Raw genomic sequence first — 13,413 nt, forward strand, 5'->3', positions numbered from 1 at the left:
AACGTGACAAAAATCCGCCAGTTATGTTTAGTCAGTGTGTTGCTGACAAGCGGGATTGCCAGCGCGGCGAATGTCCGTTTGCAGGTTGAGGGGTTATCCGGGGCGCTACAAAAAAACGTGCGTGCGCAGTTGTCGACCATCCAGAGTGATGAGGTGACGCCGGACCGGCGTTTTCGCGCGCGCGTAGATGATGCGATCCGTGAAGGGCTGAAAGCGCTGGGGTATTACGAACCCACCATTGATTTTGACCTCCGTCCGCCGCCAAAGAAGGGGCGCCAGGTCCTTATTGCCCGCGTTTCGCCGGGTGAGCCGGTACTGATTGGCGGTACGAACGTCATCCTGCGCGGCGGGGCGCGTACCGACCGGGATTATCTGGACCTGCTCAGCACGCGGCCGAAAATCGGTACCGTGCTTAACCACGGTGACTACGACCATTTCAAAAAAGAGCTGACGAATGTTTCCCTGCGTAAGGGCTACTTTGACAGCCAGTTCAATAAAAGCCAGCTGGGCATTGCGCTGGAGAGACGTCAGGCCTTCTGGGATATCGACTACGACAGTGGAGAGCGCTACCGCTTTGGCGACGTGACGTTTGAAGGTTCGCAAATTCGCGAAGAGTACCTGCAAAACCTCGTGCCTTTCAAAAAAGGGGATTACTACCAGTCGAGCGATCTCGGAGAGCTGAACCGACGCCTCTCCGCTACCGGCTGGTTTAACTCCGTAGTTGTCGCACCGGAATTTGAGAAGTCTCGCAAAACCAAGGTGTTGCCGCTGCATGGCGTTGTCTCGCCGCGCACCGAGAACACCATTGAGACCGGTGTTGGCTACTCGACGGATGTCGGACCACGCGTGAAAACCTCGTGGAAAAAACCGTGGATGAACTCTTACGGCCACAGCCTGACCACCAGCCTGAGCCTCTCTGCGCCCGAGCAGCAGCTGGATTTCAGCTACAAAATGCCGCTGCTGAAAAATCCGCTTGAGCAATATTACCTTCTGCAGGGCGGTTTTAAGCGCACCGATTTAAACGACACAAAGCAGGACTCTACGACGCTTGCGGTCTCCCGCTTCTGGGATCTCTCCAGCGGCTGGCAGCGCGCCATTAACCTGCGCTGGAGCCTGGACCACTTTACCCAAGCCAACGTCACCAATACCACCATGCTGCTTTATCCGGGCGTAATGATCAGCCGAACCCGCTCGCGCGGGGGGCTGATGCCGACCTGGGGCGACTCACAGCGCTACTCGATCGATTATTCCAACTCCGCCTGGGGCTCCGACGTGGATTTCTCGGTGATTCAGGCGCAGAACGTCTGGATCCGCACGCTATATGACAAACACCGCTTTGTGATGCGCGGCAATCTCGGCTGGATTGAAACCGGAGACTTCGAGCGCGTTCCGCCGGATCTGCGCTTCTTCGCCGGGGGCGACCGCAGCATTCGTGGATATAAGTACAAATCGATCTCACCTGAGAACGAAAAGGGCCAGCTAACCGGTGCGTCAAAACTGGCGACGGGATCGCTGGAGTATCAGTACAACGTCAGCGGAAAGTGGTGGGGCGCCATGTTTGTTGACGGCGGTGAAGCGGTGAACGATATCCGCCGCAGCGACTTTAAAACCGGCGCGGGCGTGGGCGTACGCTGGCAGTCGCCCGTCGGACCCATCAAGCTCGACTTCGCCGTGCCTGTCGGCGACAAAGATGAACACGGATTACAGTTTTACATCGGTCTGGGGCCTGAATTATGAGTTTATGGAAGAAAATAAGCCTCGGGGTGCTGATTTTTATCGTGCTGCTGCTCGGTACGGTGGCGTTTCTGGTTGGAACGACGACCGGGCTGCATCTGCTGTTTAACGCCGCGAACCGCTGGGTGCCGGGGCTGGAGATTGGTCAGGTGACGGGCGGCTGGCGCGATCTGCGTCTGAAGAACATCCGCTACGAGCAGCCGGGCGTGGCGGTGAACGCCGGGGAGTTCCATCTCGCGGTGAAGCTGGGCTGTCTGCGTGACAGTAAGCTCTGCGTCAACGACCTGTCGCTTAAAGACGTCAACGTGGCGATAGATTCGAAAAAAATGCCGAAGTCTGCGCCGGTCGAGGAAGAGGACAGCGGCCCGCTGAATCTCTCCACGCCTTACCCGATCGCGCTCTATCGGGTGGCGCTCGATAACGTCAATATCAAAATCGACGACACCACCGTGTCCGTGATGGATTTCACCTCCGGCCTGCGCTGGCAGGAGAAAAACCTGACCCTGACGCCCACGTCGTTGCAGGGCTTGCTGATCGCGCTGCCGAAGGTGGCCGACGTGGCGCAGGAAGAGATCGTCGAGCCGAAAATTCAGAACCCGCAGCCGGAAGAGAAGCCGCTGGGCGAAACGCTGAAAGATCTCTTCTCGAAGCCTGTCCTGCCGGAAATGACCGACGTTCACCTGCCGCTGAACCTCAACATTGAGGAGTTCAAAGGCGAGCAGCTGCGCCTGACCGGGGATACCGATCTGACGGTCTACAATATGCTGCTGAAGGTCAGCAGCATTGACGGCAACATGAAGCTCGACGCGCTGGATATCGACACCAACCAGGGCTCGGTGAATGCGTCAGGGAATGCCCTGCTGCGCGATAACTGGCCGGTAGATATTACGCTGAACAGTGCCCTCAACATCGATCCGCTGAAAGGCGAAAAGGTGAAGGTTAAAGTGGGCGGAGCGCTGCGCGACAAGCTGGACGTCGGGGTCAATCTCTCCGGCCCGGTGGACATGGTCCTGCGCGCGCAAACCCAGTTGGCGGAAGCCGGGCTGCCGCTCAATCTTGAGGTGGTCAGCAAGCAGCTTTCTTGGCCGTTCACCGGCGAAAAACAGTTCCAGGCCGATGATCTTAAGCTGAAGCTGAGCGGCAAGATGACCGACTACACGCTCTCGTTCCGCACCGCGGTGAAGGGGCAGGGCGTGCCGCCCGCGAACATTACGCTGGATGCGAAGGGCAACGAACAGCAGGTCAACCTCGACAAGCTGACCGTCGCGGCGCTTGAAGGCAAAACCGAGCTGACCGCGCTGCTCGACTGGCAGCAGGCGATCAGCTGGCGCGGCGAGCTGAAGCTGACGGGCATTAATACCGCCAAAGAGGTGCCGGACTGGCCGTCAAAACTGGATGGCCTGATCAAAACCCGCGGCAGCCTGTACGGCGGTACGTGGCAGATGGACGTGCCGGAAATTAAGCTCACCGGGAACGTGAAGCAGAACAAGGTTAACGTTGAAGGCTCGGTGAAAGGCAACAGCTATCTGCAGTGGGTTATCCCGGGGCTGCACGTTGCGCTGGGCCGCAACACGGCGGATATCAAAGGCGAGCTGGGGGTGAAAGATCTCAATCTGGACGCCACCATCGACGCGCCGAATCTGGATAACGCCCTGCCGGGGCTTGGCGGCACGGCGAAAGGACTCGTGAAGGTGCGCGGCACGGTAGACGCGCCGCAGCTGCTGGCGGACATTACCGCCAATAACCTGCGCTGGCAGGAGCTGAGCGTTGCCCGAGTACGTGTGGAAGGGGATGTGAAATCCACCGATCAGATCGGCGGTAACCTGAACCTGCGCGTGGAGCGCATTTCTCAGCCGGACGTGAACATTAGCCTGGTCACCCTGGATGCCAAAGGGAACGAGAAGCAGCACGATCTCCAGCTGCGCGTGCAGGGCGAGCCGGTCTCCGGCCAGCTTCACCTCACCGGCAGCTTTGACCGCAAAGAGGAGCGCTGGAAAGGTACGCTGGATAACACCCGTTTCAATACGCCGGTCGGGCCGCTTGCGCTCTCGCGCTCCATCGCCCTGGACTACCGCAACGCCGAGCAGAAGATCAGCATTGGGCCACACTGCTGGACCAATCCGAATGCGGAGCTGTGCGTGCCGCAGACCATCGATGCGGGCGCGGAAGGGCGGGCGCAGATCAACCTCAACCGCTTCGATCTGGCGATGCTAAAGCCGTTTATGCCGGATACAACACAGGCGAGCGGCGTCTTCAGCGGAAAAGCCGATGTCGCCTGGGATACCACCAAAGAGGGGCTGCCGCAGGGCAGCGTCACGCTGTCCGGGCGTAACGTGAAGGTGACGCAGGAGGTCAACAACGCGCCCCTTCCGGTAGCGTTCGATACTCTGAACCTGAGTGCCGATCTGCATAACAATCGCGCACAGCTGGGGTGGACAATCCGCCTGACCAACAACGGCCAGTTGGATGGGCAGGTCCAGATTACCGATCCGCAGGGACGGCGTAATCTGGGCGGTAACGTGAACATCCGTAACTTCAACCTGGCGATGGTGAACCCGATTTTCGCCCGCGGGGAAAAAGCCGAGGGCATGCTGAACGCTAACCTGCGCCTGGCCGGCAACGCGCAAAGCCCGCAGCTGTTCGGTCAGATGCGGCTTAGCGGCGTGGATATTGACGGCAACTTTATGCCGTTTGACATGCAGCCCAGCCAGATCGCGATGAATTTCAACGGCATGAGTTCGACGCTGAGCGGCTCGGTACTGACGCAGCAAGGGCAAATCAACCTGAGCGGCGACGCGGACTGGAGCCAGCTCGATAACTGGCGCGCGCGTATTGCCGCGAAAGGCAGCAAGGTGCGCATCACCGTACCGCCGATGGTACGCCTGGACGTCTCGCCTGATGTGGTCTTTGAAGCCACGCCAAGCCTCTTCACGCTTGACGGACGCGTCGACGTGCCGTGGGCGCGCATCGTGGTTCACGACGTGCCGGAAAGCGCGGTCGGCGTCTCAAGTGATGAAGTTATGCTCAATGAAAATCTGAAACCTGTCGAACAGAAGAGCGCGGGCATACCGATTAATAGTAATCTTATCGTGCACGTGGGGAATAACGTGCGGTTGAATGCGTTTGGGCTGAAGGCGAGGCTCACGGGCGACCTGAAGGTGGCGCAGGATAAACAAGGGCTTGGACTGAACGGGCAAATTAATATTCCTGAAGGGCGTTTCCATGCGTATGGTCAGGATCTGATCGTCCGTAAAGGCGAGCTGCTATTCTCCGGTCCACCGGATCAGCCTCTGTTGAACATCGAAGCGATTCGTAACCCTGAAGCGACGGAAAACGACGTTATTGCTGGCGTACGCGTTACCGGTTCCGCCGACGAACCGAAGGCGGAGATCTTCTCTGACCCGGCGATGTCGCAGCAGGAAGCCCTCTCTTATCTGCTGCGTGGACAAGGTCTGGACAGCGGTCAGAGCGACAGCGCGGCGATGACCTCGATGTTAGTGGGTCTGGGGGTTGCACAAAGTGGGCAGGTTGTGGGTAAAATCGGCGAGACGTTCGGCGTAAGCAATCTGGCGCTGGACACCCAGGGCGTGGGTGACTCCTCGCAGGTGGTGGTCAGCGGCTATGTACTGCCGGGTCTGCAGGTAAAATATGGTGTGGGGATCTTTGACTCACTGGCAACACTCACGTTACGCTATCGCCTGATGCCTAAGCTATATCTGGAAGCAGTGTCCGGCGTAGACCAGGCACTTGATCTGCTCTATCAGTTTGAGTTTTAGCAATGCGAATATTTGTCTACGGCAGTTTACGAACCAGGCAAGGCAACAGTCACTGGATGACCAATGCCCAGCTACTGGGGAATTACGATATCGAGAACTACCAGTTGTACAGCCTGGGCCACTATCCAGGCGCGGTTCCGGGCGAAGGAACAGTACAGGGTGAAGTTTATCGTATTGATAACGCGACACTTGCCGAACTTGATGCCTTGCGCACCAGGGGCGGTGAATACGCACGCCAGTTGATCCAGACGCCGTACGGAAGCGCGTGGATGTATGTCTACCAGCGTCCGGTCGAAGGGTTAACGCGGATTGTAAGCGGTAACTGGTTAGACAGAGACCAGTACTGAAAAAAAACAGCGCCACCGTGAGGTGGCGTTGTTTTTTTACGCCTCTTGCCGGGTGGCGCTACGCTTACCCGGCCTACATGTTCACTGTAGACCCAGCTGCGCGCCCGCCACAAAAAAAGCCCCGACGTGCGGGGCTTTCATCAATCGGCAGTAAGAATTACTTCTTAGCAGCGCGTTCGAAAGAGGAGATGATTTCCGCTTTCGCTGCTTCTGCGTTGTCCCAGCCGTCAACTTTAACCCACTTGCCTTTTTCGAGGTCTTTGTAGTGCTCGAAGAAGTGAGTGATCTGCGCTTTCAGCAGCTCTGGCAGGTCGTTCACATCTTTGATGTGATCGTACTCTTTGCTCAGCTTGGTGTGCGGTACCGCAACCAGCTTCGCATCTTCACCGGATTCGTCGGTCATTTTCAGCACGCCAACTGGACGGCAGCGAATGACGGAGCCTGGCTCCAGTGGGTATGGCGTTGGGACCAGCACGTCAACCGGGTCACCGTCCAGAGACAGGGTATGGTTGATGTAACCGTAGTTACACGGATAGAACATCGCGGTAGACATGAAACGGTCTACGAACAGGGCGCCGCTCTCTTTGTCAACTTCGTATTTGATCGGATCTGCGTTAGCCGGGATTTCGATAACTACGTAGATGTCTTCTGGCAGTTCTTTACCCGCTGGGACGTTGAGTAAGCTCATGTCGGTGTCCTTTAAAATGGATGGTAAACAAGTGGCAGGTATTATAGCCAACTCGCGCTGAATGTCTCCGCCTGTTTTCGCCTTCTCTCCACGTTCTTCCCACTTTTCAGACCGATTCCATGACAGAAAAATCCATAAACTCAGCCGCATTTTTCATGGAGAAATGAAAGCGATTACAAACTTGTGATTAACGTTTTATTCACTTTTCTGAAGTGTGATGTAACGCAATTCGTTACATATTTCATGGGCTATAGTCATTCCGCAGAACATCTTTTAACCAACAATAACTCACCCTACGAGGACGTTCATATGTGGAAGCGCTTACTCCTGGTCACAGCAGTTTCGGCAGCCATGTCGTCTATGGCGATGGCCGCTCCCTTAACCGTAGGTTTTTCGCAGGTCGGCTCTGAATCTGGCTGGCGAGCGGCAGAAACCAACGTGGCGAAAAGCGAAGCTCAGAAACGCGGTATTACCCTGAAAATCGCCGATGGTCAGCAAAAACAAGAGAATCAGATCAAAGCCGTGCGCTCCTTTATCGCCCAGGGCGTGGATGCCATCTTTATTGCACCCGTCGTGGCAACCGGCTGGGAACCCGTCCTGAAGGAAGCGAAAGACGCTGAGATCCCGGTCTTCCTGCTCGACCGTTCCATCGACGTCAAAGACAAATCTCTTTATATGACAACCGTCACCGCTAACAACGTGCTTGAAGGGCAGTTGATTGGCGACTGGCTGGTGAAACAGGTCGACGGCAAGCCGTGTAACGTCGTTGAGCTGCAGGGCACCGTCGGCGCGAGCGTGGCCATCGATCGTAAAAAAGGCTTTGCTGAAGCCATCGCGAAAGCGCCAAACATCAAGATCATCCGCTCTCAGTCCGGCGACTTTACCCGTAGTAAAGGTAAAGAGGTCATGGAGAGCTTCATTAAGGCTGAAAACAACGGCAAGAATATCTGCATGGTTTACGCCCACAACGATGACATGGTAATCGGCGCGATTCAGGCAATTAAAGAAGCGGGCCTGAAGCCGGGCAAAGATATCCTCACCGGCTCTATCGACGGCGTGCCGGATATCTACAAAGCGATGATTGACGGCGAAGCCAACGCCAGCGTGGAGCTGACGCCAAACATGGCGGGCCCGGCATTCGACGCGCTGGAGAAATTCAAGAAAGACGGCACGATGCCGGAGAAAGTGACGGTTACCAAATCCACGCTCTACCTGCCTGACACGGCGAAAGAAGAGTTAGAGAAGAAGAAAAATATGGGCTACTAAGCCTGTCTGAACATGCCGGGTGGCGCTGCGCCATCCGGCTTGATGCAGGGGGAAACCATGACCACTGAACAACACCAGGAAATCCTCCGCACAGAGGGCTTGAGTAAATTCTTCCCCGGCGTAAAAGCGCTGGATAACGTTGATTTTAGCCTGCGGCGTGGGGAGATCATGGCGCTGCTGGGCGAGAACGGCGCGGGAAAATCGACGCTGATTAAATCCCTGACCGGCGTTTATCACCCCGACCGCGGCACCATCTGGCTGGAAGGCAACGCCATTTCGCCAAAAAATACCGCCCATGCCCAACAGCTGGGGATCGGGACGGTCTATCAGGAAGTGAACCTGCTGCCTAATATGTCGGTGGCGGATAATCTGTTTATTGGCCGTGAGCCGCGACGCTTTGGCCTGCTGCGCCGCAAAGAGATGGAGGCGCGGGCGACAAAGCTGATGGAATCCTACGGCTTCTCCCTCGACGTCCGCGAGCCGCTGAACCGCTTTTCCGTGGCGATGCAGCAGATCGTTGCCATCTGTCGCGCGATCGATCTCTCCGCGAAGGTACTCATCCTGGACGAACCCACCGCCAGCCTCGATACCCAGGAAGTGGAGATGCTCTTTACCCTGATGCGCCAGCTGCGCGATCAGGGCGTAAGCCTGATCTTCGTTACCCACTTCCTCGATCAGGTATATGAGGTGAGCGATCGCATTACGGTGCTGCGCAACGGCAGCTTTGTTGGCTGCCGCGAAACCCGCGAGCTGCCGCAGATCGAGCTGGTGAAAATGATGCTGGGTCGTGAGCTGGAAACCAACGCCCTCCAGCGCGCAGGGCGCACGCTGCTGAGCGAGAAACCGGTCGCCGCGTTCAGCGATTACGGCAAAAAAGGAGTGATATCGCCGTTTAACCTTGAGGTGCGGCCGGGCGAAATTGTCGGGCTGGCGGGCCTGCTAGGCTCGGGCCGAACCGAAACCGCCGAGGTGATCTTCGGGATCAAGCCCGCGGACAGCGGCAGCGCGCTGATCAAGGGCAAACCGCAAACCCTGCGATCGCCGCATCAGGCCTCCTGTCTGGGCGTTGGATTCTGCCCGGAAGATCGGAAAACGGACGGTATCATTGCCGCGGCCTCGGTGCGGGAGAATATCATTCTGGCGCTGCAGGCCCAGCGCGGCTGGCTGCGCCCGATCCCCCGTAAAGAGCAAAACGCCATAGCCGAGCGCTTTATCCGCCAGCTCGGCATCCGCACCCCGAACGCGGAACAGCCGATCGAGTTCCTCTCCGGCGGCAACCAGCAGAAGGTGCTGCTGTCGCGCTGGCTGCTGACCAAACCGCAGTTCCTGATCCTCGACGAACCGACCCGCGGCATTGACGTGGGGGCGCACGCCGAAATTATCCGGCTTATCGAAACCCTGTGTGCAGACGGTCTGGCCCTGCTCGTCATTTCGTCCGAGCTGGAGGAGCTGGTAGGTTATGCCGATCGCGTCATTATCATGCGCGATCGCAAGCAAGTGGCAGAGATCCCGCTGGATAAGCTGTCCGTTCCGGCGATCATGAATGCCATTGCGGCATAAGGAGTGAATCGTGATGTCCCGTTCGCTTTCGCAAACCGGTGAGTCAAAGCGCCGCTTCAGCTGGCCAACCGGCACGCCGCAAATCGCGGCGCTGCTGGTGGTACTGATGGTTGACAGCCTTGTCGCACCGCATTTCTTCCAGATTATCGTGCAGGATGGTCGCCTGTTTGGCAGCCCGATAGACATCCTGAACCGTGCTGCGCCCGTGGCGCTGCTGGCCATCGGGATGACGCTGGTCATTGCCACCGGCGGGATTGATCTCTCCGTCGGCGCGGTGATGGCTATCGCCGGGGCCACTGCAGCCTCCATGACCGTGGCCGGACACAGCCTGCCGGTGGTACTGCTGGCGGCGTTAGGCACCGGCGTGCTGGCCGGATTATGGAACGGTATTCTGGTGGCGGTGCTGAAAATTCAGCCCTTTGTCGCCACGCTTATCTTAATGGTGGCCGGGCGTGGGGTGGCGCAGCTGATTACCTCCGGCCAGATTGTCACCTTTAACTCCCCGAGCCTGGCGTGGCTTGGTAGCGGCAACCTTCTGTTCTTCCCGACGCCGGTGATTATTGCCCTGGCCACGCTCGTTGTCTTTTGGCTCTTCACCCGTAAAACGGCGCTCGGCATGTTCATTGAAGCGGTTGGGATCAACATTCGCGCCGCGCGCAACGCCGGGGTCAACACGCGGCTGATGGTGATGCTGACCTACGTGCTGAGCGGTATCTGCGCCGCCATCGCAGGGGTGATCGTCGCGGCGGATATCCGCGGAGCCGATGCCAACAACGCCGGGCTTTGGCTGGAGCTGGACGCAATCCTGGCTGTGGTCATCGGCGGCGGGTCGCTGATGGGCGGGCGCTTTAACCTGCTGCTCTCGGTGATCGGCGCGCTGATCATTCAGGGCATGAACACCGGGATCCTGCTCTCCGGTTTTCAGCCGGAACTCAACCAGGTTGTGAAAGCGGTGGTCGTACTCTGCGTGCTGATCGTCCAGTCGCCGCGCTTTGTCAGCATCATTAAGGGGATCCGTGGCCATGATAAAACGTAATTTACCGTTGATGATCACGCTGGGCGTATTTGTGCTGGGGTATCTCTACTGCCTCACCCAATTCCCCGGCTTTGCCTCGACGCGCGTGATCTGCAATATCCTGACCGATAACGCCTTTTTAGGCATCATCGCCGTCGGAATGACCTTTGTGATCCTCTCCGGCGGGATCGATCTCTCCGTCGGCTCGGTGATCGCGTTTACGGGCGTGTTCCTCGCGAAGGCGATCGGCTTCTGGGGGATCTCTCCCCTGGTGGCGTTTCCGCTGGTGCTGGCGATGGGCTGCGCGTTTGGTGCCTTTATGGGGCTGCTGATCGACGCGCTGAAAATCCCGGCGTTTATCATTACCCTCGCGGGGATGTTCTTCCTCCGTGGGGTAAGTTATCTGGTGTCGGAAGAGTCGATCCCGATTAACCATCCGGTGTATGACACGCTCTCCAGCCTGGCGTGGAAAATTCCCGGCGGCGGTCGTCTGAGCGCGATGGGGCTGCTGATGCTGGGCGTGGTGGTGATCGGCATCTTCCTCGCCCACCGTACCCGGTTTGGCAATCAGGTTTACGCCATCGGCGGTAACGCCACGTCGGCAAACCTGATGGGGATCTCGACCCGCAGCACTACCATCCGCATCTATATGCTCTCGACAGGCCTGGCGACGCTGGCGGGTATCGTCTTCTCGGTGTACACCCAGGCGGGCTATGCCCTTGCAGGCGTTGGCGTTGAGCTGGATGCGATTGCTTCTGTGGTCATCGGCGGTACGCTGCTTAGCGGCGGCGTGGGTACGGTGCTGGGGACGCTGTTCGGCGTGGCTATACAGGGGCTGATACAAACCTATATCAACTTTGACGGCACGCTCAGCTCCTGGTGGACGAAGATCGCCATCGGCATATTGCTGTTTATCTTTATTGCCCTGCAGCGCGGTCTTACGGTGCTCTGGGAGAACCGCCAAAGCTCACCTGTTACCCGCGTAAACACATCGGTAACAGAGCGATAACACGCTGAATTTGCTTAAAGTCTAAACATTTTCCGGTAGCGGCCGATACTCTTTTTTTATGCCCAGAAATATCTCGCTACCGGAAATAATATCATGCTTAAAACGCTATCGATTCGTACCGGCTTGCTCTCTTTACTGGCCGTTATGACCCTTCTGCTGCTGATTGTCAGCGGCATTGGCATTTATGCCCTCACACAGAGTTCTTCTTCGCTGCAGCGCATTAATCACCTTCAGGGTGAGCAGATGGTGCAGCTAAATTCAGGCTATACGCTGATCCTGCGCGCCCGCAATGAAGCGGGTCAGGCCGTCCGCATGATGGAAATCGGCATGCTGGACGATGCGGCCAAAGCGGTAAAAAACATCAATCAGGAAGTTGCCCTGGCCCAGAAAACGCTGAAAGGCGTGATCGACGGCGGCGTGGCTGACGAGCAGGGGCAACAGCTGCTCGATAAAGTGGCGGCCAGCCTGGCGACGTATAGCCAGCAGGGGATCAACCCGATGTTGAAAACCCTGAATGACCAGAGCGCGGACGGGTATTACGATCTGCTGGAGAAGACGCTGATCCCGGTGGCAAAACAGTTTGATAACGATATGCAGGCGTTTCAGAAATGGAGCGAAGCGCGTGGTCAGGCGGAAGTGAGTGCCGTGCAGGCGAGTAAAACCCGCGTGCTGATCCTGATTATCGTCGCAGCGCTGCTGACGGCGGGCATTATCGTGCTCGCGTGGCTGGTGCTGCGCCATATGCTGCTCCAGCCGCTCTCGGCCTCCATTGCTCAGCTGGAGAACGTGGCGGCGGGGGATTTAACCCATACGCTTGCCGCGCCCGCGAGTCAGGAGTTTAACCGCCTCAACGCGGTGATAGAGGAGATGCGACAGTCGCTGATGAACTCGGTAATGCGGGTACGCGATGCCAGCTCGCAAATTGACACCGGCAGCCGCGAACTGACCCTGGGAAACCGCGATCTTGCCGAGCGTACGGAATCCACCGCCACGTCGCTGGAGCAGACGGCGGCCAGCATGGAACAAATCACCGCGACGGTGAAACTCAACGCGGATAACGCCGAGCAGGCGCACCAGCTGGCGAAGTCGGTGTCCGATACGGCCGATCACGGCAGCGAAATGGTCTGCTACGTGATTGAAAAAATGCGCGATATCTCCGGCAGCTCGGCGCGCATCGCCGACATCCTGAGCGTGATCGACGGTATTGCCTTCCAGACCAATATTCTGGCGCTTAACGCCTCCGTGGAAGCGGCGCGTGCGGGCGAGCAAGGGCGTGGTTTTGCCGTCGTCGCGGGCGAGGTGCGAAACCTTGCCAGCCGCAGCGCCGACGCGGCGAAAGAGATCCGATCGCTTATCAGTGATTCGCAGACCCACGTTAACGAGGGCAGCGAACTGGCTCAGCAGGCTGGCGAAACGATGGATGAGATCGCAACAGAAGTGCTGCGCATGACCAAACTGATGCGTGAGATTGCGACCGCGTCCCAGGAGCAGAGCCGCGGCATTGAGCAGGTGAATATTGCGGTGAATCAGATGGACGAAACCGCGCAGCAGAATGCGGCGCTGGTGCAGCAATCCTCCGCTGCGACCCGCTCCCTTGAGGAGCAGTCGCGTCAGCTTATGGAAGCGATGTCATCATTCAAAGTGACGACTCAGACCGCTGCATAATATTACTCAACCCCGGTACGTTCTGTGCCGGGGTTTTATTTTTCCCGGAATTAACTGCCGCAATATTATCGTGAATTTCACCCATTAATATTTCCAGCGAGCTGGTTAAGGCTAACGCTTTTTCCGTCGGTTCAAGATATAAACCTTTTCGGAAAAATAATGGTTCATCAAAGAGTTGATTAAAACGCTTTAAGGCCAGGCTCACCGCGGGGCGTGACATCTCCAGACGCAAAGAGGCTTTTGCCATGCTGCCGCAGCGGACGACTTCAATAAATACAGGGATAAGATTTAAATCAATGCCGGTATTAGCACGGGAATAATTTTTCATTGCGATTCTGCTCCACGAAATATAT

Annotated in this window: 10 protein-coding genes; 8 read left to right on the forward strand and 2 right to left on the reverse strand. The window is 57.4% G+C overall.

Annotated elements, in window-relative coordinates:
* The first annotated feature begins 3 nt into the window (after positions 1–3).
* The 3 genes from tamA to AB3N39_RS02205 are packed head-to-tail and all read left to right on the forward strand — an operon-like array spanning position 4 to position 5,857.
* A complete protein-coding gene (gene tamA / locus AB3N39_RS02195; RefSeq protein WP_127729377.1) occupies positions 4–1,737 on the forward strand; it encodes an autotransporter assembly complex protein TamA in 1,734 nt (577 codons plus the stop codon).
* The gene (gene tamB, locus AB3N39_RS02200; RefSeq protein WP_133293643.1) at positions 1,734–5,510 is read left to right on the forward strand and encodes an autotransporter assembly complex protein TamB; all 3,777 of its coding nucleotides are present in this window, start codon (positions 1,734–1,736) and stop codon (positions 5,508–5,510) included. Before tamA ends, tamB begins: the two co-directional genes overlap by 4 nt.
* Before the next feature lie 2 nt (positions 5,511–5,512).
* Complete coding sequence (locus tag AB3N39_RS02205) at positions 5,513–5,857, forward strand: gamma-glutamylcyclotransferase (RefSeq protein ID WP_111965369.1); 345 nt, start codon at positions 5,513–5,515, stop codon at positions 5,855–5,857.
* A gap of 157 nt (positions 5,858–6,014) precedes the next feature.
* Here the strand turns inward: AB3N39_RS02205 and ppa are convergent, their stop codons facing one another.
* A complete protein-coding gene (gene ppa, locus AB3N39_RS02210) occupies positions 6,015–6,545 on the reverse strand; it encodes an inorganic diphosphatase (RefSeq protein WP_111965368.1) in 531 nt (176 codons plus the stop codon).
* Between the two features lie 309 nt (positions 6,546–6,854).
* Between ppa and ytfQ the strand changes: the two genes are divergently transcribed.
* The 5 genes from ytfQ to AB3N39_RS02235 all read left to right on the forward strand — a co-directional run bounded on the left by ytfQ (position 6,855) and on the right by AB3N39_RS02235 (position 13,060).
* Complete coding sequence (gene ytfQ / locus AB3N39_RS02215; RefSeq protein WP_014882271.1) at positions 6,855–7,811, forward strand: galactofuranose ABC transporter substrate-binding protein YtfQ; 957 nt, start codon at positions 6,855–6,857, stop codon at positions 7,809–7,811.
* 57 nt (positions 7,812–7,868) lie between these two features.
* The gene (ytfR, locus tag AB3N39_RS02220) at positions 7,869–9,371 is read left to right on the forward strand and encodes a galactofuranose ABC transporter, ATP-binding protein YtfR (RefSeq protein WP_367897023.1); all 1,503 of its coding nucleotides are present in this window, start codon (positions 7,869–7,871) and stop codon (positions 9,369–9,371) included.
* 10 nt (positions 9,372–9,381) lie between these two features.
* On the forward strand, positions 9,382–10,407 hold the full coding sequence (gene ytfT / locus AB3N39_RS02225; RefSeq protein WP_181574041.1) for a galactofuranose ABC transporter, ATP-binding protein YtfT: 1,026 nt from the start codon (positions 9,382–9,384) through the stop codon (positions 10,405–10,407).
* Positions 10,394–11,395 (forward strand): galactofuranose ABC transporter, permease protein YjfF, encoded by a 1,002-nt coding sequence (gene yjfF / locus AB3N39_RS02230; protein ID WP_023293434.1) that lies wholly within the window; start codon positions 10,394–10,396, stop codon positions 11,393–11,395. Before ytfT ends, yjfF begins: the two co-directional genes overlap by 14 nt.
* A 93-nt stretch (positions 11,396–11,488) precedes the next feature.
* Positions 11,489–13,060, forward strand: coding sequence for a methyl-accepting chemotaxis protein (locus AB3N39_RS02235; RefSeq protein WP_367897024.1), 1,572 nt, complete (start codon positions 11,489–11,491; stop codon positions 13,058–13,060).
* Here the strand turns inward: AB3N39_RS02235 and AB3N39_RS02240 are convergent.
* Positions 13,032–13,388, reverse strand: a complete 357-nt coding sequence (locus AB3N39_RS02240) for a LysR family transcriptional regulator (protein WP_248175271.1) — start codon at positions 13,386–13,388, stop codon at positions 13,032–13,034. The genes AB3N39_RS02235 and AB3N39_RS02240 overlap by 29 nt on opposite strands.
* Positions 13,389–13,413 lie beyond the last annotated feature (25 nt).

Origin of the sequence: Enterobacter vonholyi (genome assembly GCF_040834095.1) — a bacterium.
GTDB classification, from domain to species: Bacteria; Pseudomonadota; Gammaproteobacteria; order Enterobacterales; family Enterobacteriaceae; genus Enterobacter; species Enterobacter vonholyi.

Coding starts and splice junctions, on each gene's coding strand:
- tamB (WP_133293643.1), top strand. CDS start 1,734: ATGAGTTTATGGAAGAAAATAAGCCTCGGGGTGCTGATTTTTATCGTG.
- AB3N39_RS02205 (WP_111965369.1), top strand. CDS start 5,513: ATGCGAATATTTGTCTACGGCAGTTTACGAACCAGGCAAGGCAACAGT.
- ppa (WP_111965368.1), bottom strand. CDS start 6,545: ATGAGCTTACTCAACGTCCCAGCGGGTAAAGAACTGCCAGAAGACATC.
- ytfQ (WP_014882271.1), top strand. CDS start 6,855: ATGTGGAAGCGCTTACTCCTGGTCACAGCAGTTTCGGCAGCCATGTCG.
- ytfR (WP_367897023.1), top strand. CDS start 7,869: ATGACCACTGAACAACACCAGGAAATCCTCCGCACAGAGGGCTTGAGT.
- yjfF (WP_023293434.1), top strand. CDS start 10,394: ATGATAAAACGTAATTTACCGTTGATGATCACGCTGGGCGTATTTGTG.
- AB3N39_RS02235 (WP_367897024.1), top strand. CDS start 11,489: ATGCTTAAAACGCTATCGATTCGTACCGGCTTGCTCTCTTTACTGGCC.
- AB3N39_RS02240 (WP_248175271.1), bottom strand. CDS start 13,388: ATGAAAAATTATTCCCGTGCTAATACCGGCATTGATTTAAATCTTATC.